Source organism: Enterobacter sp. CGMCC 5087, assembly GCF_003144775.1.
GTDB lineage: Bacteria > Pseudomonadota > Gammaproteobacteria > Enterobacterales > Enterobacteriaceae > Enterobacter > Enterobacter cloacae_M.
In genome coordinates this window covers 30,038-51,039 of the sequence record NZ_QFXN01000087.1, presented here as the reverse complement: position 1 = coordinate 51,039, position 21,002 = coordinate 30,038, and the positions used below count along the sequence as shown (strand labels likewise).

Annotated in this window: 23 protein-coding genes and 1 other RNA gene; 6 read left to right on the top strand and 18 right to left on the bottom strand. The window is 56.3% G+C overall.

The features are described from left to right. Nucleotides 1–908: LacI family DNA-binding transcriptional regulator (locus DEO48_RS08060; protein WP_109844836.1), on the bottom strand; the 908-nt coding region annotated here is incomplete at its 3' end. Between the two features lie 77 nt (nucleotides 909–985). Further along, nucleotides 986–1,597: a YitT family protein gene (locus DEO48_RS08055; protein WP_109844835.1), complete on the bottom strand. Its 612-nt coding sequence runs from the start codon at nucleotides 1,595–1,597 to the stop codon at nucleotides 986–988. Between the two features lie 86 nt (nucleotides 1,598–1,683). Between DEO48_RS08055 and DEO48_RS08050 the strand changes: the two genes are divergently transcribed. Beyond that, entirely contained in the window at nucleotides 1,684–3,105 is a 1,422-nt protein-coding gene (locus tag DEO48_RS08050) for a PLP-dependent aminotransferase family protein (RefSeq protein WP_109844834.1), read from the top strand. A gap of 81 nt (nucleotides 3,106–3,186) precedes the next feature. Here DEO48_RS08050 and DEO48_RS08045 read toward each other — a convergent pair whose 3' ends face one another. The 3 genes from DEO48_RS08045 to ffs form a co-directional block, all read right to left on the bottom strand. Beyond that, nucleotides 3,187–3,402: a hypothetical protein gene (locus DEO48_RS08045; protein ID WP_023310588.1), complete on the bottom strand. Its 216-nt coding sequence runs from the start codon at nucleotides 3,400–3,402 to the stop codon at nucleotides 3,187–3,189. Continuing rightward, the gene (locus tag DEO48_RS08040; protein ID WP_023310587.1) at nucleotides 3,399–3,650 is read right to left on the bottom strand and encodes a hypothetical protein; all 252 of its coding nucleotides are present in this window, start codon (nucleotides 3,648–3,650) and stop codon (nucleotides 3,399–3,401) included. Before DEO48_RS08040 ends, DEO48_RS08045 begins: the two co-directional genes overlap by 4 nt. A gap of 260 nt (nucleotides 3,651–3,910) precedes the next feature. Beyond that, nucleotides 3,911–4,007: signal recognition particle sRNA small type (gene ffs, locus DEO48_RS08035), an RNA gene on the bottom strand. Between the two features lie 170 nt (nucleotides 4,008–4,177). On the opposite strand from ffs, the gene DEO48_RS08030 reads away from it, so the two are divergent. Next, the gene (locus DEO48_RS08030; protein WP_109844833.1) at nucleotides 4,178–4,489 is read left to right on the top strand and encodes an MGMT family protein; all 312 of its coding nucleotides are present in this window, start codon (nucleotides 4,178–4,180) and stop codon (nucleotides 4,487–4,489) included. A gap of 33 nt (nucleotides 4,490–4,522) precedes the next feature. Here the strand turns inward: DEO48_RS08030 and DEO48_RS08025 are convergent, their stop codons facing one another. Continuing rightward, the gene (locus DEO48_RS08025; protein WP_008503301.1) at nucleotides 4,523–5,050 is read right to left on the bottom strand and encodes a YbaY family lipoprotein; all 528 of its coding nucleotides are present in this window, start codon (nucleotides 5,048–5,050) and stop codon (nucleotides 4,523–4,525) included. Nucleotides 5,051–5,250: 200 nt separating this feature from the next. On the opposite strand from DEO48_RS08025, the gene tesB reads away from it, so the two are divergent. Then, nucleotides 5,251–6,111 (top strand): acyl-CoA thioesterase II, encoded by an 861-nt coding sequence (gene tesB, locus DEO48_RS08020; protein WP_109844832.1) that lies wholly within the window; start codon nucleotides 5,251–5,253, stop codon nucleotides 6,109–6,111. A gap of 190 nt (nucleotides 6,112–6,301) precedes the next feature. Here tesB and amtB read toward each other — a convergent pair whose 3' ends face one another. The 5 genes from amtB to DEO48_RS07995 form a co-directional block, all read right to left on the bottom strand. Beyond that, a complete protein-coding gene (amtB, locus tag DEO48_RS08015) occupies nucleotides 6,302–7,591 on the bottom strand; it encodes an ammonium transporter AmtB (RefSeq protein ID WP_023310584.1) in 1,290 nt (429 codons plus the stop codon). Nucleotides 7,592–7,626: 35 nt separating this feature from the next. Beyond that, a complete protein-coding gene (glnK, locus tag DEO48_RS08010; RefSeq protein WP_008503304.1) occupies nucleotides 7,627–7,965 on the bottom strand; it encodes a P-II family nitrogen regulator in 339 nt (112 codons plus the stop codon). 220 nt (nucleotides 7,966–8,185) lie between these two features. Then, complete coding sequence (locus tag DEO48_RS08005; RefSeq protein ID WP_109844831.1) at nucleotides 8,186–9,967, bottom strand: SmdB family multidrug efflux ABC transporter permease/ATP-binding protein; 1,782 nt, start codon at nucleotides 9,965–9,967, stop codon at nucleotides 8,186–8,188. Then, nucleotides 9,960–11,732, bottom strand: a complete 1,773-nt coding sequence (locus DEO48_RS08000) for a SmdA family multidrug ABC transporter permease/ATP-binding protein (RefSeq protein WP_059446563.1) — start codon at nucleotides 11,730–11,732, stop codon at nucleotides 9,960–9,962. Before DEO48_RS08000 ends, DEO48_RS08005 begins: the two co-directional genes overlap by 8 nt. 30 nt (nucleotides 11,733–11,762) lie before the next feature. Continuing rightward, a complete protein-coding gene (locus tag DEO48_RS07995; protein WP_023310581.1) occupies nucleotides 11,763–12,221 on the bottom strand; it encodes an Lrp/AsnC family transcriptional regulator in 459 nt (152 codons plus the stop codon). Between the two features lie 112 nt (nucleotides 12,222–12,333). On the opposite strand from DEO48_RS07995, the gene DEO48_RS07990 reads away from it, so the two are divergent. After that, nucleotides 12,334–13,383, top strand: coding sequence for a PLP-dependent cysteine synthase family protein (locus tag DEO48_RS07990; RefSeq protein ID WP_219933005.1), 1,050 nt, complete (start codon nucleotides 12,334–12,336; stop codon nucleotides 13,381–13,383). A 40-nt stretch (nucleotides 13,384–13,423) separates the two neighbouring features. Here DEO48_RS07990 and cof read toward each other — a convergent pair whose 3' ends face one another. Next, a complete protein-coding gene (gene cof / locus DEO48_RS07985; protein ID WP_109844829.1) occupies nucleotides 13,424–14,242 on the bottom strand; it encodes an HMP-PP phosphatase in 819 nt (272 codons plus the stop codon). A 101-nt stretch (nucleotides 14,243–14,343) separates the two neighbouring features. On the opposite strand from cof, the gene DEO48_RS07980 reads away from it, so the two are divergent. Further along, nucleotides 14,344–16,044, top strand: a complete 1,701-nt coding sequence (locus DEO48_RS07980; RefSeq protein ID WP_109844828.1) for an SgrR family transcriptional regulator — start codon at nucleotides 14,344–14,346, stop codon at nucleotides 16,042–16,044. 66 nt (nucleotides 16,045–16,110) lie between these two features. Beyond that, nucleotides 16,111–16,806, top strand: a complete 696-nt coding sequence (gene queC / locus DEO48_RS07975) for a 7-cyano-7-deazaguanine synthase QueC (RefSeq protein WP_109844827.1) — start codon at nucleotides 16,111–16,113, stop codon at nucleotides 16,804–16,806. Between the two features lie 2 nt (nucleotides 16,807–16,808). Here the strand turns inward: queC and DEO48_RS07970 are convergent, their stop codons facing one another. The 6 genes from DEO48_RS07970 to hupB form a co-directional block, all read right to left on the bottom strand. Continuing rightward, on the bottom strand, nucleotides 16,809–17,138 hold the full coding sequence (locus tag DEO48_RS07970) for an addiction module antidote protein (protein ID WP_109844826.1): 330 nt from the start codon (nucleotides 17,136–17,138) through the stop codon (nucleotides 16,809–16,811). Next, on the bottom strand, nucleotides 17,110–17,475 hold the full coding sequence (locus DEO48_RS07965; protein WP_109844825.1) for a type II toxin-antitoxin system RelE/ParE family toxin: 366 nt from the start codon (nucleotides 17,473–17,475) through the stop codon (nucleotides 17,110–17,112). The genes DEO48_RS07970 and DEO48_RS07965 overlap by 29 nt, the downstream gene beginning before the upstream one ends. Before the next feature lie 48 nt (nucleotides 17,476–17,523). Next, nucleotides 17,524–17,922: a YbgC/FadM family acyl-CoA thioesterase gene (locus DEO48_RS07960; RefSeq protein WP_024906822.1), complete on the bottom strand. Its 399-nt coding sequence runs from the start codon at nucleotides 17,920–17,922 to the stop codon at nucleotides 17,524–17,526. 99 nt (nucleotides 17,923–18,021) lie between these two features. Next, nucleotides 18,022–18,402: a helix-hairpin-helix domain-containing protein gene (locus DEO48_RS07955; RefSeq protein ID WP_045400681.1), complete on the bottom strand. Its 381-nt coding sequence runs from the start codon at nucleotides 18,400–18,402 to the stop codon at nucleotides 18,022–18,024. A 148-nt stretch (nucleotides 18,403–18,550) separates the two neighbouring features. After that, a complete protein-coding gene (ppiD, locus tag DEO48_RS07950; protein WP_109844824.1) occupies nucleotides 18,551–20,422 on the bottom strand; it encodes a peptidylprolyl isomerase in 1,872 nt (623 codons plus the stop codon). Nucleotides 20,423–20,634: 212 nt separating this feature from the next. After that, nucleotides 20,635–20,907, bottom strand: a complete 273-nt coding sequence (gene hupB / locus DEO48_RS07945; RefSeq protein WP_002444653.1) for a nucleoid-associated protein HU-beta — start codon at nucleotides 20,905–20,907, stop codon at nucleotides 20,635–20,637. Nucleotides 20,908–21,002: the final 95 nt, after the last annotated feature.

The window sequence follows — 21,002 nt, the reverse complement described above, 5'->3', positions numbered from 1 at the left end:
AGCAGCCACTCCACGCTGCGTTCGCCCGCCTCGCGAAACGCCTGACGAATGGTCGTCAGCGGCGGGGAAAACCAGGCGCTGTCGGCCGTATCGTCAAACCCAACCACCGAAAGCTGGCCGGGGATCGCTACTCCTTTTTCCGCGCAGGCGCGCATCACCCCGAGCGCCATCTGATCGTTCGCCACCAGAATCGCGTCCGGTAATGCCGCCGCAGCCAGCAGCACATGTCCCTTCTCATAACCGCTGGCCGCGCTCCAGTCACCGTAGGCCACAGCCGCCGCGTTAAGACCCGCCTGCGCCAGCGTCGCTTTCCAGCCCGCCAGGCGCGCCCGCGCAGAGACCGAGCTTTCCGGCCCGCTCAGCAGGGCAATGCGCTGGTGCCCCAGCGAAAGCAGATGCTCAACGCCCAGACGCGCCCCCAGCTCCGCGTTAAACACGAGGCTGTTTACCCGCGCTGAGGGCGCCACATCGAGGAACAGCACCGGGATGGGCGACGCCAGCGCCCTGAGCTCTTCAGCGTGCGGATCGTCAAGCGGCACATTTACCAGCAGCGCGTCCACCCGCTGTGCCAGCAGCGCCTGAAGCGCGGCCTGACACTGCCGGGGTTGCTCCACCATGGAAATCAGGACGCTCGCCCCCTGTTCCGCCGCACGCGATTTGACCGCCGACACAATTTGCGAAGGCGCGTGCAGGGCCAGGTCGGTGGTGATGAGGCCCAGCGTACGGGTGCGTTTCCCCGCCAGCTGCTGCGCCCGAAGGTTAGGAACGTAGTGCAGCTCCGCCATCGCCTGCTGCACCTTTTCTCGCGTGCGGGCAGACACATGTTCCGCGTCGTTAATGACGCGGGAAACGGTCTGATAAGAAACCCCCGCAAGGAGGGCGACATCATAGAGGGTGATTGCTTTCATGCTTTCTGGCATCGCGATTTTCGAAGCGTCTATTCTGGCACAGCGACGCCGTTAAAACATGTGAGCGCTTCGCAAAATTAAACAACCCGCTCCGGCTGCGGTATTTCCGCAATGCGCGGCTTCTGGCGGAACCAGGGCAGACAGAGCTGAATAAGCGGGCCAATGGTCAGAGCATACAGTACGGTTCCCACCCCAAACGTGCCGCCAAGCACGCACCCAATCAGCAGAACGGACACCTCAATTGATGTACGCACGCTGCGAATGGACCACCCCAGCCGGGCGTGAATGCCGGTCATCAGACCGTCGCGCGGGCCTGCTCCGAAACCGGCCCCAATGTACATGCTGGTCGCAATCGCGTTCATCACGATGCCCGATACCAGGAAAGCGATTCGAACGGCTAGCGAATCCAGTTCCGGGATAAGCACCATGCTGGCGTCCGCCGCCAGACCGATACAAATCACGTTGCTGATCGTGCCAAGGCCCGGCATCTGGCGCAGCGGGATCCACAGCAGCAGCACCGCAGCGCCGGTCACAATGATCACCGTCCCGATAGTCATCCCCAGCTGCATCCCCACCCCGAGGTGAAACACATCCCAGGGATCGACACCCAAATTGGAACGAATAAACATCGCGGTGGAAAGGCCATACAGTCCTAAACCGACATAGAGTTGTAGCAGACGACGTACCATTTTTATCTTCTCCAGTGAACCAGGCTTTCATCCTGACCTAAAATGGCACTATGATTAATGTCCAGTTTTCAAATAGTGGACTGCATATGTCATCACGTCGTTTCGGAAGCCAGTCTCTGGTACGCCTTTTAGGCCACTGGCAGCAAGCCTCATCACGCACCCCGCTCTGGCGACAGCTGGCCGACGCGATGCGTTTGTTAATCCTTGATGGACGTCTGGCACTGAATACGCGGCTGCCGGGCGAGCGTGAGCTGGCCACGGCGCTGGACGTGAGCCGAACCACCGTCAGCAGCGCCCTCGCCCACCTGCGTGAAGAAGGGTACCTTGAAAGCCGCCACGGCAGCGGGTCACGGGTCATTCTTCCTGACACGCGCGCCGTTCCCACCCTTTCCGCGGCGAGCGCCGCACTGGATCTCTCCACTGCCGCCCTGAATGCCGGGCCGGAGATCCATCAGGCTTATGCCCATGCGCTCACGGCCATTACCCCGCATCTCTCGCTGACGGGCTACGATCAGCTAGGGCTGCCGACGCTGCGGGAGGCCATCGCTGCGCGCTACACCGCGCGGGGTCTTCCCACCCGCGCAGACGAAGTGATGGTGGTCAATGGCGCAGTCAGCGGCTTTGCGCTGGTGCTGCGGATGATGACCGGGCCGGGGGACCGCGTCGTGGTCGATCATCCCACCTATCCGCTTGCGATTGCCGCCATTCAGGGGGCGCAGTGTCGGCCAGTCGGGGTATCGCTGCCGGAAACCGGCTGGGATACGGATGGCTTTGCCGCAACGCTTGCCCAGACGGCGCCGCGCCTGGCCTACCTGATGCCAGATTTTCATAATCCGACCGGGCGCTGTATGGATATCGCCACCCGTCGGGCCATCACGGATATTGCAGCCCAAACCCGCACGGCGCTGGTGGTGGATGAAACGATGGTGGATCTCTGGTTTGATGCGCCTCCCCCGCCGCCGCTGGCCGCCTTTAACCCGCAGGCCACCGTCATCACCTTAGGCTCTGCCGGTAAAAGCTTCTGGGGCGGGCTGCGTCTCGGCTGGATCCGTGCCTCATCGCGCATCATCGCCACGCTTGCCCAGACGCGGGATACCCTGGATTTAGGCTCGCCGCTGCTGGAACAGCTCGCAATGCAATGGCTCATTAATAACAGCGAGACGTTTCTGCCCGCACGCCGGAAGATGCTGGCAGAACGGCGCGATCGCTGTGGTGACCTGCTGCGCGAACATTTCCCGGAGTGGAAATTCCACGAGGCGGAAGGCGGGCTCTCTTACTGGATAGAGCTCCCGGGCATGCTGGCGACACAGCTTGCCGCACGGGCAGAAATAATCGGGATTAACCTGGGAACCGGGACGCGATTTGGTTTATCAGGGGCGTTTGACCGCTATTTACGTATGCCCTTCTCGCTGGAATCGACAGAGCTTGAGCAGGCGTTACTGAGGATCAAACCGTTATGGCTCGCCCTGAATAAAAACGTGCCATCGTTAAAACGCAGCGTGATCTAATATTAAAATATTTGAAGCAGGTCATAAAATAAAAACTGCTGACTGTAACATATGCAGTCAGCAGTTTTCACTGGTCAGGGTTTAATGCTGAGGAGGAATAGGAAAGCCTTTTAGTGAAATAACGAAGTTATCACCGTCTTTCTTTATTTTTGCACCGGTATCACACCAGTCAGACGCAATTCGAAAGAACTCATCGCTTCCAACATTCCAGCCAAGACGTACATGCTTCACGTAGCCTGAACGCAACAGATCGCAGGCCTCGTTGTAGTCACTGGCGGTTGACAGTTGTTGTTTCATTTTCTCTTCTTCAGAAGTTTACGTAGCGCCTTGATTTCTTTAGGAGTAAAAGGAGAAACACTCTCTTCTTCCGTATGCTGATTATCAATATCCTCTTCCGATACTCCCGCCTCTTCTACTGCTTCGAACGCCAGCAGCAGCAGTTTCTCTGTCGTCACGCTTAAATTCTCGTTATTGACTTCCGCATAGTGGCGAAGCCTTTCTTTTAGCGCGTCATCAATCTTAACGTTTAATACCGCTGTAGCCATGTTTGTCACTTCCCTTCGGAATAAGTACTTTATTTAATACACGAACTTAACAATGTTATCCAGATATATATTTTTTTGAGTTATGGAAGAAAATAACCGTCCGATTATAAAATGACAGTCTATTATTACAGGTTTATGACAATAATATTTCAGTGCAATGAAATATATATTACACGATATAGGCGTAGTTTTATTGTGGAGTAATGATTTGAGGGAGAGGTGAAGCTGAAGAATCTTATGAGGCCACAAATGGGTGGGGGCCCTGCCAGCTACATCCCGGCACACACGTCGTCTGCCCTGGCTGCTTCCTTCCGGACCTGACCTGGTGAACAGAGTAGCGTTGCGGGAGAACCAACAGAGCCCCCATTGAGAGCGTTGATAACCAACGCGCTGGCGCATTATCCCTGTGCTAAAGCCCAATTGCAAGCGACCAGCAACCGGATGCTGGTTTCTTGCGCAAACAGGCGCAGCAATCATGAAGATCTTCGTTTACCATAGCTTTCCAGACACTCCCCACAGGTAAAGGTATGGACGAACACGACTCCTTTCCACAGCGCGTATGGCAAATCGTGGCCTCAATCCCGGAAGGCTACGTCACCACCTATGGTGATGTCGCGCGTCTGGCCGGTTCCCCGCGCGCGGCGCGACAGGTTGGCGGCGTCCTTAAACGGCTGCCGGAAGGCAGTACGCTGCCCTGGCATCGGGTGGTGAATCGTCATGGCGCCATTTCGCTCACCGGGCCAGATCTTCAGCGTCAGCATCAGGCGTTACTTTCAGAAGGGGTGCAGGTGTCAGGGTCGGGTCAGATCGATTTGCAGAAGTTTCGCTGGGTGTATTGACCCCTCTCCCGGAGGAGAGGGGAAATGCAGAAATTACATCTGAGTCGGTGGGGTTGGCAGGGACGGCTGATTGGTCTGCGGTGCGACCGGCACTTCGGTCTGCTGTACCGGCACCAGGTTCAGGTCGATTTTTGTCCCACCGTTGTTGATCGCTTCCTGGACCGTATCGGTGATAAACACCAGCTTGCCGTTGATGGTTACCGCTGCGCTCAGCAGGATACGGGCGTTAGGCTGCACGTCCGAAGGGTTATACGGCAACACGAAGCTAAACGGCGCCTGCTTGCCTTCAGTACGAACGGCACGCTGGGCCACAACTTTCGACGGTGCGTCGGCCAGAGAAGCATCAGACAGCGTTACGGTTAATACCGCATCCGGCGGCAACGCAACTTTCTGTTTAATCCAGATGGTACCGGAAACATTAGGCTGCTGAATGGATTGCTGTGAAAGGGTATTAATCCCGTTCGGGTCTGCTGCTGGTACCGGCACCTGGGCACTCTTACCGGCACAGGCGGACAACGCCACCGCTATAGCTACACCACTTAGCATGGGCACGAGTTTCATTGAAGTCTCCTTATCAATGCACCAGCGGGATCGATCCCATCCGATGTCGTTTCAATCACATAACGTATCCAAGTGTGGCACAGATCACCGATTTATGCCTGAAAACGTGCCGATATTCAGATTATTCTACCCATCGGACCACTTTCATTTCTGCGTTATACTCTGCCTATCTTTCGCTACGGCGTTTATTGAGGACAACTATGAGTCAGGCACTGAACAATCTGCTGACATTACTGAATCTGGAAAAAATTGAGGAAGGACTCTTTCGCGGACAGAGCGAAGATCTCGGCTTACGCCAGGTCTTCGGGGGGCAAGTTGTCGGACAGGCACTGTACGCAGCAAAGGAGACTGTCCCGGCAGACCGTCTGGTGCATTCATTCCACAGCTACTTCTTACGCCCTGGCGATAGCGCAAAACCGATTGTGTATGACGTTGAAGTCCTGCGAGACGGCAACAGCTTTAGCGCACGCCGCGTAGCGGCCATTCAGAGCGGCAAGCCGATCTTTTACATGACCGCCTCTTTCCAGGCGCCGGAACCCGGCTACGAACATCAAAAGGTGATGCCCCCGGCTCCGTCACCCGACTCTTTAAAGTCAGAGACGGATATCGCCCGCGCGCTGGCGCATCTGCTTCCGCCGCAGGTCAAAGAGAAGTTTCTCTGCGATAAGCCGCTGGAGATCCGCCCGGTTGAGTTCCACAACCCGATGAAAGGCCATACCGCCGAGCCGAAGCGCCAGGTCTGGATCCGGGCTAACGGGACCGTGTCGGAAGATTTCCGCGTGCATCAGTATCTGCTGGGCTATGCGTCAGATTTCAACTTCCTGCCGGTGGCGCTGCAGCCGCACGGCGTTGGCTTCCTGGAAAAAGGGATGCAGGTTGCGACGATCGATCACTCCATGTGGTTCCACCGTCCGTTCAACATGAATGAGTGGCTGCTTTACAGCGTGGAGAGTACGTCAGCGTCGAGCGCGCGCGGATTTGTGCGCGGGGAGTTTTATACTCAGGACGGCGTGCTGGTCGCGTCTACGGTGCAGGAAGGGGTAATGCGTAATCGCGGGTGATTGTGTACAGCCTGATGCCCTCACCCTGACCCTCTCCCACGGGGAGAGGGAATACATATTAAAAACGGCAACCAAAGGTTGCCGTTTTGCTTTTGCCTTGTGCGGCCTGATGCCCTCACCCTGACCCTCTCCCACGGGGAGAGGGAATACACAATAAAAACGGCAACCGAAGTTGCCGTTTTGCTGTTTATCAGGCGTTATACGCATTCTCGCCGTGGCTGTTGACGTCCAGACCTTCGCGTTCCTGCTCTTCCGGTACGCGCAGACCCACCGTCATATCCGCCAGCTTATAGCCAATGAAAGCGACAACGGCAGACCAGACAACGGTGATTGCAATACTTTCCAGCTGCACCAGCACCTGATGAACCATGGTCACGCCTTCTGCGTAGCCCACGCCACCGAGCGATTTCGCAGCGAAGATACCGGTCATGATACAACCCACGATACCGCACACGCCGTGAACACCAAACACATCGCATGGGTCGTCAACGCGCAGCACACGTTTCAGTGCGGTCACGCCCCACAGACCCGCCAGACCGGACACCAGGCCGACCAGCAGCGCGCCACCCACGCCGACATAACCACACGCTGGCGTAATGCCAACCAGACCGGCAATGGCACCCGAACAGGCACCCAGCAGAGACGGTTTACCGCGTACCGCCCACTCGCCAAACACCCAGGAGAGGATTGCGCCGGCCGTGGCCACAACGGTGTTCACGAAGGCCAGCGCGGCGATTTCGTTTGCTGCACTTGCCGAGCCGGCGTTGAAGCCAAACCAGCCAAAGTAGAGGATAGCCGTACCGGTAAACACCATCGGCAGGTTGTGCGGTTTGAACGCTTCTTTACCGAAGCCCACGCGTTTGCCAATCAGGTAGGCGCCCACCAGGCCCGCTACCGCGGCGTTGATGTGTACAACGGTACCGCCCGCGAAGTCCAGCGCGCCGTGCGTTGCCAGCAGACCGCCACCCCAGACCATGTGCGCAATCGGCACATAGGAGAGCGTCATCCAGACCACCACGAAGATCAGCACGGCAGAGAAACGAATACGCTCGGCGAGCGCGCCCACAATCAGCCCGACGGTAATACAGGCGAAGGAGCCCTGGAACGCAACGTGGATATACTGATAGAAGCTGCCCATCAGCGCGGTCAGCTCAATATTTTTCAGCATCACCCAGTCGAAGTTACCAAAGAACGCGTTGCCCGTGCCGAACGCCAGCGAGTAACCGTAAACCACCCACAGCACGCAGACCAGTGCGAACGTCACGGCAACCTGCGTCAGCATGGAGAGAACGTTTTTGCCACGGATCAGGCCGCCGTAGAACAGCGCAATGCCCGGAATTGACATGAACAGCACCAGCGCGGTGCTGATCATCATAAAGGCGTTATCGGCTTTGTCGACCACCGCAGGGGTAGCTGCCAGCGCCAGGCCCGGCAGCAGTGCCAGCGAACCCAGACCCGTTTTAAGTGTTGCTATCTTCATTTTCTCGATCCCTATCACTGTGTGCCAGGCGTTAATTACAGTGCCGCTTCGTCAGATTCGCCGGTACGGATGCGAATGACGCGCTGCAGTTCGGCAACGAAAATTTTGCCGTCGCCAATTTTGCCGGTATAGGCCGCTTTGCTAATGACATCAATGACTTCATCAAGCTGATCGTCAGCAATCGCGACATCAATTTTTACTTTTGGCAGAAAGTTAACGCTGTATTCCGCCCCGCGATAAAGCTCGGCATGACCCTTCTGACGACCAAAGCCTTTCACTTCGGTGACAGTCAGTCCCTGAATACCCATTGAAGACAACGCTTCGCGCACGTCTTCGAGTTTGAATGGTTTGATTACAACCGTAACCAGCTTCATAGATCCCCTCCAGTCAGAATTCGGTAATGGCCGCAGCTTACGCAGAAGTTATTGCAAGGGGTGTGCCAGAAATGAAAACGTGAGGGAATAGCGGTGCGATGTGCGTTACACGGTCCTGATAAATGAACCGGTAAAAAAAAACGCACCATGCCGGTGCAGGATGCGTTTCAGTTTTGCACCAACAGGAATGACTGTTAGCGCGGCGCCTCATTTTAGTGCATCAGGCGCTAAGCGACTCTTCATCACGCACGCTGGCCGCCAGCTCTTCGCCCGCCAGCTGCAGCTGGTACATCTGCCAGTAGCGCCCTTTTGCTTCCAGCAGTTCACGGTGCGTACCGCGTTCAACGGCCTGTCCGCGATGCAGCACCAGAATAGTGTCCGCGTCGACGATGGTGGAAAGACGGTGAGCAATCACCACCAGCGTTGTATGGTCGCGTACTGCGGCCAGCGCCTGCTGAATCGCCTGCTCGGTGCCGGAATCTATGCTGGCCGTGGCTTCGTCAAGAATCAGCACCTGTGGCGTTTCAATCAGGACGCGCGCCAGCGCCAGGAGCTGTTTTTGCCCCACGGAGAGGTTGTTGCCCTGCTCGCCCAGCTTCGTGTTGATCCCGTCGCTGAACCCGCGCGCCAGCTCTGCCAGCTGCACCGTTTCCAGTACCGCCCAAACCTGCGCCTCTGAATAGTCCCGTCCCAGGGTCACGTTGGCATAGAAGGTATCGGCCAGTACGACCGGATCCTGCTGCACCATCGCAACGCCTTTACGCAACACGGTATGGCTGAGAGACGCGAGCGGGCGCCCGTCGAGGCGGATTTCACCTTGCGTGACCGGGTAATAGCCCATTAACAGGCTGGCAAGCGTGCTCTTACCGCTGCCGGTGTGCCCCACCAGCGCCACGAAACCGCGCGACGGAACGTCAAGCGTGATGTCCTGCAGCACCAGCCGGTCTTCGCGATAGGCAAACGAGACGTTATCAAAGGCGATAGCCCCGCTTTGCAGAGGCCGCTCGTCATTGCCGTAGGCCTGGCGCGGCCTGTCCATCAGCTCAAACACGCGCTCACCGGCGACAACCGCCTGCTGCAGCATCGATTGCTGGGTGGTAAGTTCTATCAGCGGCTCGTTAAGGCGTCCCAGATAGCTGATAAAGGCGTACAGCACGCCCACTTCAATCGTACCGTTTGAGCTCAGCCCAAAGAGCATCAGCAGCCCGCAAAGCACCAGCGCCGAGAAAAGGCTCAGCAGCGGACGCAGCAGGAAACCATCAAGCCGCAGCGTCTGCATACGCGCCATGTAGTGCGAACGGCTGGCTTCACCCATGCGTTCGCCAAAGCGGGCCTGCTGGCGGAACTGTTGGATGACGCTCATGCCGTTGATCACTTCGTTGAAGCCATCGTTGATGTCGGCCAGATACGCGCGCACCCGACGCACGATTGGCGTGCTGTAGCGCTGGTAAATGACCATGACAATCAGCACCGCCGGGAAGATGGTGATCGCCACCAGCGCCATGCGCCAGTCGAGGCTGAACATCGCCACCAGCATCGCGCCAATCAGCGCCGCGCTGCGTAACACCGTCGCGACCACGGTAACGTACAGATCGCGGATCACCTCGGTATCGTTGGTCACGCGCGAAATCACCTGCCCGACCGGCTGGATGTCAAACTCGCTAAGCGGCTGGCGAAGCGCCGCGTCCATCACATCCGTACGCAGCTGCTGAACAACGCCCACGGCTGCACGGTTAAACAGCAGCGACTGCGCATAGTGCAGTCCTGCCGCCGCCAGCTGCAGGCCAACGTAGGCCACGCCTAAACCCGCCACCAGCCCCAGCGGAAGGTAGCTTTTGGCGACCATGTTGTCGATAAAATAGCTGATGAGCAGCGGACCGCTCACCTCAGCAATCGCCGCTATCCAGAGTAAAAGCACGGCCACGGAGAGCGGTTTACGCCACGGCGAGCCGTAGGCCAGCAGACGTTTGAGCGTCGGCCACATCGTTCCGAGCTTACGCATTGGCGGCCTCCTCATCCTGCTCCGGCGCATCGTCCAGCGCCGCCTCAAGCTGTTGATAGCGGTACATATCGCGATACCAGCCCGGCTGCTCGGCAAGCGTTTCATGCTGTCCGCGCTGGGCAATGTGCCCGTGCTGTAAGACCACAATTTCGCTGGCCTCAGTGAGCGCTGACAAACGGTGGGCGCTGATAATCACCGTGCGTCCGTCGCCCCACTGGCGCAGGTTATGCAGGATCTGATGCTCGGTACGGCCGTCCACGGCGGAAAGCGCATCATCCAGGATCAGGATTTCAGCATTCAGCAGCAGCGCGCGGGCAATCGAAATACGCTGCTTTTGCCCGCCGGACAGCATGACGCCGCGTTCCCCGACTTCCGTTTCGTAGCCCTGCGGCAGACGCAAAATATCATCATGTACGCTGGCCAGACGCGCTACATGTTCAATCTCGTCCTGCGTCGCCCCAGGGCGTCCCAGGGCAATGTTGTTCGCCACGGTGTCCGAAAATAAAAACGGCGTCTGGCTGACGACCGCCAGGCGACCGCGCCACTCGTCCAGCAGCAGTCTGGTCAGGGGAATATCGTGGAAGCGGATATCGCCCTCGGTGACGTCAAAATGCCGCTGAAGCAGAGAGAGTACGGTACTTTTGCCGGATCCCGTCGGGCCGCAGATGCCCAGCATCTGCCCTGGCTGCAGGGTAAAGCTGACGTTCTCCAGCACCGGATGCTCCGTATGCGGATAGACAAACTTGCGGACGTCGACGGTCATGACGCCGCGCCCTTCCGGTAGGGCTTCGCTACCGTCGATGACCACCGGCGCTTCGGCCAGCATGGCGCGAATGCGGCTGTAGGCGGCGCTGCCGCGCTCCACGATGTTAAACATCCAGGCCAGCGCCAGCATCGGCCAGATCATGAGACCCAGATACATCGCAAAGCTGGTCAATTGCCCCAGGGTAAGCGTGCCCTGCACCACCATCCAGCTTCCGCCGCCAATGGCCAGCATATTTGCCATGCCGATTGCGATATAAATCGTCGGGTCAAAACGGGCGTCGATACGCGCGACGCGCATGTTTTTCGCCCCCGTGTCTGCCGCATCGGCGGCAAACAGCGCTGACTGCCGGTCTTCCAGACCAAACGCTTTGATCATGCGGATGCTGGTCATGCTCTCCTGGGTGCGATCGTTCAGAGATGAAAACGCCGCCTGGGCCAGCTTAAAGCGCTCGTGCAGCTGTTCACCATAGCGATTGATCGCCAGCGCCATGATAGGCATCGGCAGCAGGGCGAGCAGAGTTAGCTGCCAGCTGATCTGCGTGGACATCACGATCAGCACCGCACAGCCCATCACCAGCGAGTCCACCAGCGTCAGCACCCCTTCCCCGGCGGCAAAGACCACGCGATCGACGTCGTTCGTCGCGCGGGCGATGAGATCCCCGGTGCGATGACGCAGATAAAATTCGGGATGCTGTCGGCTCAGCTGGCGGTAAAAATCTTCACGCAGCTCAACGGCCAGCTGATAGGACGCACCAAACAGCAGCACGCGCCAGACGTAGCGCAGCAGATAAACAATGACCGCCGTCAGCACCAGCGTGCCGACCCACATCAACACCCGTGCGGTGGTGTAATGCTGTTCGGTGACGCCATCCACGACGTATCCCACCACTTTCGGCGGGATCAGCTGCAGGATGGCAATAATAATAAGCAGGGCGACTGCACCGAGGTAGCGTTGCCACTCCCGACGAAAGTACCAGCTTAATTGGGCAAATAATCGCACGCGGTTTGTTCCTGAAGGTATTTTACGAAGTTATTCAATGGGTAATGCTGTGGTGTATTTAATCTGTTCCATGGCGAAGCTTGAGGTGACGTCCGACAAACCCGGTACGCTGTTCACCAGCCGCTTGTAGAAATCATCATAGCGCTTCATGTCGGCCACCTGGACGCGCATCAGGTAATCATACTCTCCGGCCATACGCCAGAAACCGAGCACCTCGGGCATCTCAGACACCTGAGTGACGAAGCGGCAATACCACTCGCTGCTGTGATGCTGGGTTTTTATCAGCACAAATGCCGTCAGCCCAAGCCCCAGTTTTTCGGGATCTAATAACGCGACGCGCCCCAGAAGAATGCCGTCATCTTCCAGCTTCTTAAGGCGCTTCCAGCACGGAGTGGTGGTCAGATTAACGGCATCTGCCAGCGCCTGCAAAGAGAGGGTACAGTCATTTTGCAGCAATGAAAGGAGCTTGCGGTCAATTTTATCTAGCATACCCACCTCACAGAGAAAATTTTTCTCTCTTCATTCTATTTTAAAGGCCAGATAGCAACAATTTTTTCTGTGCTTTTCGCTATCCTAGGCACAAAATGACAAACGGATAACGATGATGAATAGCACCTGGGTTAAACATGCGATCAGCGAAATCAATGCCGACTATCAGCGCTCGGCGGATACGCACCTGATTCGCCTTTCCCTGCCGGGATTTGACGGCATTCAGCTCTATCTGAAAGATGAAAGCACCCATCCCACCGGTAGCCTGAAGCATCGCCTGGCGCGCTCGCTGTTTTTATACGGTTTATGTAACGGCTGGATTAAAGAAGGCACCACTATTATTGAATCCTCGTCCGGCTCAACGGCGGTGTCCGAAGCCTATTTCGCCCGCCTGCTGGGCCTGCCGTTTATCGCGGTGATGCCGTCCTGCACAGCAAAACGCAAAATCGAACAGATCGAATTTTACGGCGGACGCAGCCACTTTGTGGAAAGCGCCTGCGAAATCTACGCCGCCTCCGAAATGCTGGCCCGCGAGCTGAACGGTCACTATATGGACCAGTTCACCTTCGCCGAGCGCGCGACGGACTGGCGCGGCAATAACAACATTGCCGACAGTATTTTCCGCCAGATGACCCACGAACCGCATCCGGTTCCGTCCTATATCGTCATGAGCGCCGGTACCGGCGGCACGTCAGCCACGATTGGACGCTATATCCGCTGTCAGGGCTACGATACCCAACTGATGGTGGTTGACCCGCAGAACTCCGTGTTCCTCGACTACTGGCAAAACCGCAATGCGGAACTGCGCAGCCCGGTGGGCAGTAAAATTGAAGGTATTGGCCGCCCGCGCGTGGAGCCCTCTTTCATCCCCGACGTCGTGGATGAGATGATGCGCGTGCCGGATGCCGCAAGCGTGGCAACGGCGCACTGGCTGGAAACGCAGCTGGGCCGCAAAGTGGGCGCATCGACGGGCACCAATATGTGGGGCGCACTGCAGCTTGCCGCCCGTATGCGCGAAGAGGGCCGCACCGGTTCCATCGTCACGCTGCTGTGCGACAGCGGCGAGCGTTATCTCGATACCTACTACAACGCGGAGTGGGTGCAGGCCAACATCGGCGATATCGCCCCGTGGAAAGCGCAGATTGCCGAACTGGTGAAATAAAAAAAGCCAGACCGAAGTCTGGCTTGCTGGAAGGGTCTCACTATTCGGGGGAATACGGGAGATTATTGTTGTCCAGCCAATGCGTCAAAAAATGGGACACTGCTTCATTGCGGCAGTGGCCAATAACCGGCAGATGGGGAAGTTCTGCTTTCAGCTGCGCCATCGCATTCCCCATGATCAGACCGCGACCTACGCTACCCAGCATTTCGCGGTCGTTCATGGCGTCACCAAACGCCATACACTCCTGCAGCGTTAAGCCCAGGTGGTCGCTCAGTACCGCCAGAGCGGAGCCTTTGTTACAGCCCACCGGCAGCACTTCCAGACAATCCACCGCCGAGAAGGTCAGGTGCGCCCGGTCGCCCAGCGCCTCATTCAGCTGAATCCTTAAGCGGCACAGATCGTCATGATCGCCGCAGAAGCAGATCTTGGTTACCGCATGGGCGGGGATCCGACGCAGATCGATAAGCTGGTATTTGAAACCGCTGTAAACATGCGCATGCAATAATTCCGGGATTTCGCTTCCGGTGAACCAGCCGCGATCGTTAAAGACGTGGACGCTGGCCTGCGTGTCCCAGGTGCTGTGCAGCACGATATCCGCCACTTCCGGATTGAGATCCTGACGGTGCAGTACATCGCCTTCTATAGTATGAATTCGCGTCCCGTTGCCGGTAATCAGAAAAGCGTCGAGGGAAAACGCACCAAGCAGATGGCGCATCTCCAGCACATGGCGGCCAGTGGCAAACGTCAGGGTAACATCACGCTCGTGCAGGCGCTTCAGCGTGTTCAGGGTTTTTTCCCCTAAACGGTGATCCGGCATTAACAGCGTACCGTCCATATCAAATGCAGCGAGCCGAGCCATGATTACTCCCGAAATGTGATGCAGTTAACTTGTGCATCAGTATCGTGTGAGATATACGGAAGTAATAGTGAATAGATGAAAATTATTGTTCCGGGTTTTTTATGCGCCAGCTCAATCGACTCAATCAGTATCACCGCCTCTGGCAGCCTTCCCAGGGTGCAACGCAACAGGTCACTATCAGCGAGCTGGCCGCCCGCTGTTTTTGCAGCGAGCGGCATGTCCGAACGTTGCTGCGTCAGGCCCAGGAGGCGGGCTGGCTCAGCTGGCGAGCGCAGTCTGGCCGCGGTAAGCGCGGTGAGCTAACGTTCCATGTCGCCCCGGAGTCACTGCGCAATGCGATGATGGAAGAGGCGCTGAAAAGCGGGCAGCAGCATAACGCGCTGGAATTGGCCCAGCTTGCCCCTGAAGCGCTGCGGTCATTACTGCATCCTTTTTTGGGCGGGCAGTGGCAAAACGACACGCCGACGCTGCGCATCCCCTACTATCGCTCGCTGGAGCCGCTTCAGCCGGGTTTTTTACCGGGCCGGGCAGAGCAGCATCTGGCGGGACAGGTGTTTTCAGGCCTGACGCGTTTTAACGGTAACAGCAGTGAACCCGCGGGCGATCTGGCGCATCACTGGGATGTCTCTGCTGACGGCCTGCGCTGGCATTTCTACATTCGCTCCACCCTGCACTGGCATAACGGCGATAAAATAGAAACGGCGCAACTCCAGCGAAGTCTGACAGCGCTGTTGACGCTTCCTGCCCTGCGCACTCTGTTTCAGAGCGTCTTATGTATTGAAACAACGCATCCTCAGTGTCTGACGTTTACGCTGCATCAACCGGACTACTGGCTGCCGCACAGGCTGGCAACCTACTGTAGCCGTCTGGCGCATCCCGACCATCCTGCGGTTGGCAGTGGCCCCTTTCGGCTGGCCGCTTTTGAGCCCGACCTGGTTCGTCTGGAAAGCCATGAGCAGTATCACCTGAGCCATCCGCTGCTCAAAGCCATCGAATACTGGATCACTCCCCAGCTTTTTGATTACAGCCTGGGCACCAGCTGTCGTCACCCGGTGCAAATCGCGATCGGCGAGGCCGACGAGCTGGAAAGTCTGCGGCTGGTAAGCAGCAGCACCAGCCTGGGGTTCTGCTACCTCACGCTAAAACAGAGCGCCCGCCTGAGTGAGATTCAGGCAAAGCGGCTTATCAATATCATTCATCTCTCCAGGCTTCTCCACACGCTTCCGCTAAACGAAGGGCTTATCACGCCCACTCAGGAACTGCTCCCCGGGTGGACCATCCCCGATTGGCCTGATTTATCGGACGTACCCCTCCCTGAAGCGTTGACGCTGGTTTACCATCTCCCTGTTGAGCTTCACACCATGGCCAGCCAGTTGAAGGCATACCTGGCGCTACAGGGGTGTGAACTGACCGTCATCTTTCACGACGCCAAGACGTGGGACGGATGCCTGGAGCTTGCCGATGCAGACATCATGATGGGCGACAGGCTTATTGGCGAAGCGCCAGAATATACGCTGGAACAGTGGCTTCGCTGCGATGCCCTCTGGCCGCACGTTCTTAGCGCTCCGGCTTACGCTCATCTGCAAGCCACGCTGGATGCGGTACAGACTCAGGCTGAGGCTCGGGATAGACACGCGGGGCTGCAAGCCATCTTCAACCGGCTAATGGAGAGTGCGGTGCTGACGCCACTCTTTAATTATCAATACCAAATCAGTGCTCCACCAGGCGTGAATGGTATACGTCTCAATACCCGCGGCTGGTTTGACTTTACCGAAGCCTGGCTTCCCGCCCCTAAATCGTGAAGAAGCTGGTCGCCGCCACAGGCAGACGGTAACATAACGTTTTTACCGTAACAGTCGAGATGATTTATGAAACGTGCCGTCGTCGTGTTCAGCGGAGGACAAGACTCTACTACCTGCCTGGTTCAGGCCCTTCATCAGTACGATGAAGTTCACTGTGTCACTTTCGATTATGGTCAGCGCCACCGCGCTGAAATCGACGTTGCCCGTGAACTTGCTCTGAAACTAGGTGCACGCGCGCACAAGGTGCTGGACGTTACGCTGTTAAATGAACTGGCCGTGAGCAGCCTCACACGCGACAGTATTCCCGTCCCGGACTACGAACCTGATGCCAGCGGCATTCCGAATACCTTCGTGCCGGGCCGTAATATCCTCTTCCTGACCCTGACGGCGATCTACGCCTACCAGGTTAAAGCCGAAGCGGTGATTACGGGCGTTTGCGAGACCGACTTCTCCGGCTACCCGGACTGTCGTGATGAGTTCGTGAAAGCGCTAAACCACGCCGTCAATCTGGGGATGGCGAAAGAGACGCGCTTTGAAACTCCGCTCATGTGGCTGGATAAAGCCGAAACCTGGGCGCTGGCGGATTACTGGGGCAAGCTGGACCTGGTTCGCAGCGAAACGCTCACCTGCTATAACGGTATCAAAGGCGACGGTTGCGGCCAGTGTGCGGCCTGTAATCTACGCGCTAACGGGCTTAACCACTATCTTGCCGATAAACCCGGCGTGATGGCCGCGATGCAGAAAAAAACCGGGCTTAAATAGGGCTACTTGACCGTGCTGTCGAACAGTTTCACACCGGCAGCACGGGTGACTTTCATCAGCGTTGTCAGCGTTGGGTTGCCGTTGTCTGATAGGGTTCGGTATAGCTGTTGACGGGACAGACCTGCTTTGGCAGCGATTTCACCTATGCCGCCGCGGGATTCGATGACACGTCTTAATGCGATTAAATATGCAGGGATCCCCTGCTCTTCGTATATCTCATCCAACGCAACCTGCAGATATAGCTGAGCACAGGAAGGGTCTTCACGAAGCATTTTTACGACGGCGTCATCATGGCTGATGGAACTAGAAAATTTTCGTTGGATCTTGCTCATCCGGTTTATCCTTTTGATGATCTTTCCAGTAATCTATTGCCAGTTTCACATCAGTTTTTTGACTCTTTTTGTCACCGCCGATCAGCAACAACAGGATCTTCCAATGTTGTACCGAAAAATAGATTCGATAGCCGGGACCACAATCAATTTTCAATTCCCAGATACCCTCTCTGAGATATCGGTAATCGCCGAAATTCCCTTTCTCAGCAAGGTCAATTCGCAGAAGGATCCGAAACGCTAACTCCGGATCCTTTCGCTTCATCTTCGTTACCCACTCCTCAAACGGTACTTTTCCGTCACGGGTCCGGTAGCGTTCAACGACATAGTCCCTGTCCATTATTCTATCCCTGAAAAATCCTTTTGTCTTTTATAAAAGACAAACTTTCTAAGCTATCATCAACTCCAGCTTTTCCCGCAATTCCCCTTCCAGCGGTAGCGCTTTCTGCGTTTTCAGATCGATACAGACAAACGTGATCAACGCATCTGCGACCACCTGCCCTTCTGGATCGAGCGTCACCACCTGGCTTAAGACCCCGCTTTTGCCATTGATCTGTTGCACCTGGCTGGTCACCGTGAGTACATCACCCAGCACGGCCGGACGGCGGTAGTTGATGTTGATATTGACGACCACGAACGCGATGTTGTGCGCGGTCAGCCACTGAAAGCTTTCGCTATTTTCCAGCCCGTCCCAGCGCGCTTCTTCAAGAAACTCAAGATAGCGAGCATTGTTCACATGCTGATAAACGTCGAGATGAAAACCGCGTACTTTGATTTTTGTCTGCATAGCGCAATAGCCTTTACTGTTATTGTAGGAAGAGAGGTCATAACTGGTATGACCTCTTTATCCTGGCAAAATTTTGCCGCAGTGCAAGAAATTGCGTAATTACAACGTCAGGTGTGAGAGGTTGCGCTCAACCAGCGCGCTGCCCATGCCCGGCACCTGCTTGAGATCGTCGACCGTTTTGAAAGGGCCATACTCTTCGCGGTAACTAACGATGGCCTGCGCTTTTTTCAGGCCCACGCCATTCATCGCACGGGCGAGATCTTCCGCAGAGGCAGAATTGATACTGACCCGCGTACCGTCATCATCCGCATTTTTACCGGCGTCTGTCGCTTTGGTTTGCCCTTGCACCGGCGCTGCCGCGTCGGACTTGCTCTGGGTAGCTTGTGTTTTGGCGGCGGGGGCCGACGCCATCGCACCCGCACTCATCCCGGTGGTGGCAATAGCCAGCGTAATTAACAGTGCTTTGATTCCACATTTCATGCTGTTATCTCCTTGTTTGTTGACAGCCACGTCACGATAGCCGCCAGTTAAAACCGGCACAAACAGCAGATTGCAGAAATGGAAAAGGCCGCGAAAGCGGCCTTTAGTTTTTGCAGAGCGTTACGAAAATCTGCGAGCAGACGCGTAATTACTGCTGCTGAGTCATCACATCACCCAGCTTGATTTTGGCTTCTTTACGCAGGTTGCTCATCATGGCTTCGAAGGCAATCTGAGCATTGTTCTGGGTAATCCCCTGAACCATCGCTTTCTTCTGCGCTTCTGGCAGGGTACCGGCTTTCACTTCATCCAGCGCCAGCAGAACGACGTTACCCTGTGCATCGGTGGTGGTGCCGAAGCTTGGCTTGTCCTTGGCAGGCAGCGTCAGACCAAACGCGGCCTGGCTGATTGGGTCCTGGCCGGTACGGCTCAGCGTTTTCGCTTCACCGAAGCTCAGGCCAGCCGCTTTCAGCGCGTCTTCTTTACCCGCTTTCAGATCGGACAGAATCTTCTCAGCATCCAGTTTCGCCTGCTGTTCCGCTTTGTTGTGCTTAACCTGAGCGATAACCTGATCCTTCACTTCCGCCAGCGGTTTGACCGCTTCTGGCTTGTGTTCGCTGACGCGCAACACAAACGCACGATCTCCGTCGACGGTAATGATGTCAGAGTTACTGCCTGGCGTGCCGTTCTCACCCACCAGACCACCGTTGAAGATAGCATCAGAAACCGGTTTGAAGTTCAGCTCTTCCGGCAGGTTGTCACGACCAAACCAGCCCGTCTCAACCGCCTTCACGCCCGCAGCCTGCTCTGCACCTGCCAGGGATTCGTTATCGTTGCTGGCAGCATCGCTTACCTTCTGCTGCAGCGCGTAGTAGGCATCCAGCGCTTTTTCCTGTTTCACTTTCGCCGCGATATCATCGTGAACGTCAGCCAGCGGCTTGGTTTTCGCCGCGGTGATGTCGTCCAGACGCACGACCAGGAAACCAACGGAAGACTTAATGACGCCTGAAAGCTGACCTTTCTCTTTCAGACCGGCATTTTTCAGCTCGTCAGGGGTGGTCGCGTCTTCCAGCCAGCCCATATCACCGCCGTTTTTCGCAGAGATAATGTCGGTGGATTTCGCTTTAGCAACAGTCGCGAAATCAGCGCCTTTGTTCAGCTCATCCAGCGCCGCTTTAGCATCAGCCTCGGTTTTCGTCTGAATCACGCTGTAGCGGTTACGCTGCGGCTGAGTGAACTGATCCTGATGCTGATCGTAGTAAGACTGGATTTCAGCATCAGACGCGGTTTCCTGCAGCGCAGCCGCATCGAGCTTGATATAGCTCACGCGGAACTGCTCTGGAGAAACAAAGGAATTCTTGTTCTGCTCGTAGTAAGCGTTAACGTCAGCATCGCTCACCTGCTGTTTCGCCGCCAGGGCGTTCACATCGATAGTCGCTTCGCGTACAACACGCTGCTGCGCCACCAGCGCGGCCAGTTCGTCCGTTTCACCTTTGAGCATGAAATCGGTGCCCACGACGGCATTGATGAGCTGCTGGGTGGTCAGCTGGTTACGCAGCGCCTGAGCGTACTGGTCGGCCGTCATCCCCATCTGATTGACGATGCTGTTGTAACGCGCGTTGTCGAATTTACCGTTAGACTGGAAGGCTTGCGTGGAGAAGATGGCTTTTTTCACCTGCTCATCGCTGATGCCAAGGCCCAGTTTTTTGGCATACTGATCAAGCAGCGCTTCGTCGATAAGACGGTTCAGTGTCTGTTGGCGCAGGGTCTTCATGTACCCTTCGTTCGCCGCCAGTTCAGAGAATTGGTCGCCCAGCTGTTGCTGCATACGGTTACGTTCACCAGCAAAAGCATTCTCGAACTGACCACGGCTGATTTCCTGGCCATTCACTTTTGCGGCGTAGTTTGCGCCACCGCCAATAAGGTAACTGCTCACGCCGGTCAATATGAACGACACGATAATGATACCGAAAATAATCTTGAGCACGAGACTGTTAGCAGCCGTGCGTAAGCTGTCCATCATGGTGTAACAACACTCCGCTGTAGGTGACTGGTTACCTGACGCTGACGGAAAATCCTGCCCGTCGCGCGTGAAGGCGTATTGTGACAAGAAAACGGGGCGATTGTCAGCCCACAACTCGCATAAACTCGCACAAATCAGGTCTGGACAAACAAAAAAGGCACATCAAATGATGCGCCCTTGTACTTTCCGGCTTCCCTGAAACGGGAAAGCAATCAGTTTACTGCGTCTTTCAGCGCTTTACCTGCACGGAAACCCGGCACTTTAGCAGCAGCAATGGTGATCTCTTTACCGGTCTGAGGGTTGCGGCCAGTACGGGCAGCACGCTCTTTAACAGCAAAAGTACCGAAACCTACCAGTGCAACGTCGTCCCCAGCCTGCAGAGATTCAGTAACAGAAGCAATTAAAGCATCTAACGCACGTCCAGCTGCAGCTTTAGAAATATCAGCACCCGCAGCAATTTTGTCAATCAGTTGAGATTTATTCACTGTTCTCTTCCTCTCTTTATAATTTATATCGCGCCTGAATCCTTCACAACGCGACCGCGCAGCAGTTATATCAGGCCTGCCATGACCTTACAACA

Excerpts from the sequence above, each read along its gene's own strand:
- DEO48_RS08055 (WP_109844835.1), bottom strand. The coding sequence starts at position 1,597 with ATGGTACGTCGTCTGCTACAACTCTATGTCGGTTTAGGACTGTATGGC.
- DEO48_RS08050 (WP_109844834.1), top strand. The coding sequence starts at position 1,684 with ATGTCATCACGTCGTTTCGGAAGCCAGTCTCTGGTACGCCTTTTAGGC.
- DEO48_RS08045 (WP_023310588.1), bottom strand. The coding sequence starts at position 3,402 with ATGAAACAACAACTGTCAACCGCCAGTGACTACAACGAGGCCTGCGAT.
- DEO48_RS08040 (WP_023310587.1), bottom strand. The coding sequence starts at position 3,650 with ATGGCTACAGCGGTATTAAACGTTAAGATTGATGACGCGCTAAAAGAA.
- DEO48_RS08030 (WP_109844833.1), top strand. The coding sequence starts at position 4,178 with ATGGACGAACACGACTCCTTTCCACAGCGCGTATGGCAAATCGTGGCC.
- DEO48_RS08025 (WP_008503301.1), bottom strand. The coding sequence starts at position 5,050 with ATGAAACTCGTGCCCATGCTAAGTGGTGTAGCTATAGCGGTGGCGTTG.
- tesB (WP_109844832.1), top strand. The coding sequence starts at position 5,251 with ATGAGTCAGGCACTGAACAATCTGCTGACATTACTGAATCTGGAAAAA.
- amtB (WP_023310584.1), bottom strand. The coding sequence starts at position 7,591 with ATGAAGATAGCAACACTTAAAACGGGTCTGGGTTCGCTGGCACTGCTG.
- glnK (WP_008503304.1), bottom strand. The coding sequence starts at position 7,965 with ATGAAGCTGGTTACGGTTGTAATCAAACCATTCAAACTCGAAGACGTG.
- DEO48_RS08005 (WP_109844831.1), bottom strand. The coding sequence starts at position 9,967 with ATGCGTAAGCTCGGAACGATGTGGCCGACGCTCAAACGTCTGCTGGCC.
- DEO48_RS07995 (WP_023310581.1), bottom strand. The coding sequence starts at position 12,221 with ATGCTAGATAAAATTGACCGCAAGCTCCTTTCATTGCTGCAAAATGAC.
- DEO48_RS07990 (WP_219933005.1), top strand. The coding sequence starts at position 12,334 with ATGATGAATAGCACCTGGGTTAAACATGCGATCAGCGAAATCAATGCC.
- cof (WP_109844829.1), bottom strand. The coding sequence starts at position 14,242 with ATGGCTCGGCTCGCTGCATTTGATATGGACGGTACGCTGTTAATGCCG.
- DEO48_RS07980 (WP_109844828.1), top strand. The coding sequence starts at position 14,344 with ATGCGCCAGCTCAATCGACTCAATCAGTATCACCGCCTCTGGCAGCCT.
- queC (WP_109844827.1), top strand. The coding sequence starts at position 16,111 with ATGAAACGTGCCGTCGTCGTGTTCAGCGGAGGACAAGACTCTACTACC.
- DEO48_RS07970 (WP_109844826.1), bottom strand. The coding sequence starts at position 17,138 with ATGAGCAAGATCCAACGAAAATTTTCTAGTTCCATCAGCCATGATGAC.
- DEO48_RS07965 (WP_109844825.1), bottom strand. The coding sequence starts at position 17,475 with ATGGACAGGGACTATGTCGTTGAACGCTACCGGACCCGTGACGGAAAA.
- DEO48_RS07960 (WP_024906822.1), bottom strand. The coding sequence starts at position 17,922 with ATGCAGACAAAAATCAAAGTACGCGGTTTTCATCTCGACGTTTATCAG.
- DEO48_RS07955 (WP_045400681.1), bottom strand. The coding sequence starts at position 18,402 with ATGAAATGTGGAATCAAAGCACTGTTAATTACGCTGGCTATTGCCACC.
- ppiD (WP_109844824.1), bottom strand. The coding sequence starts at position 20,422 with ATGATGGACAGCTTACGCACGGCTGCTAACAGTCTCGTGCTCAAGATT.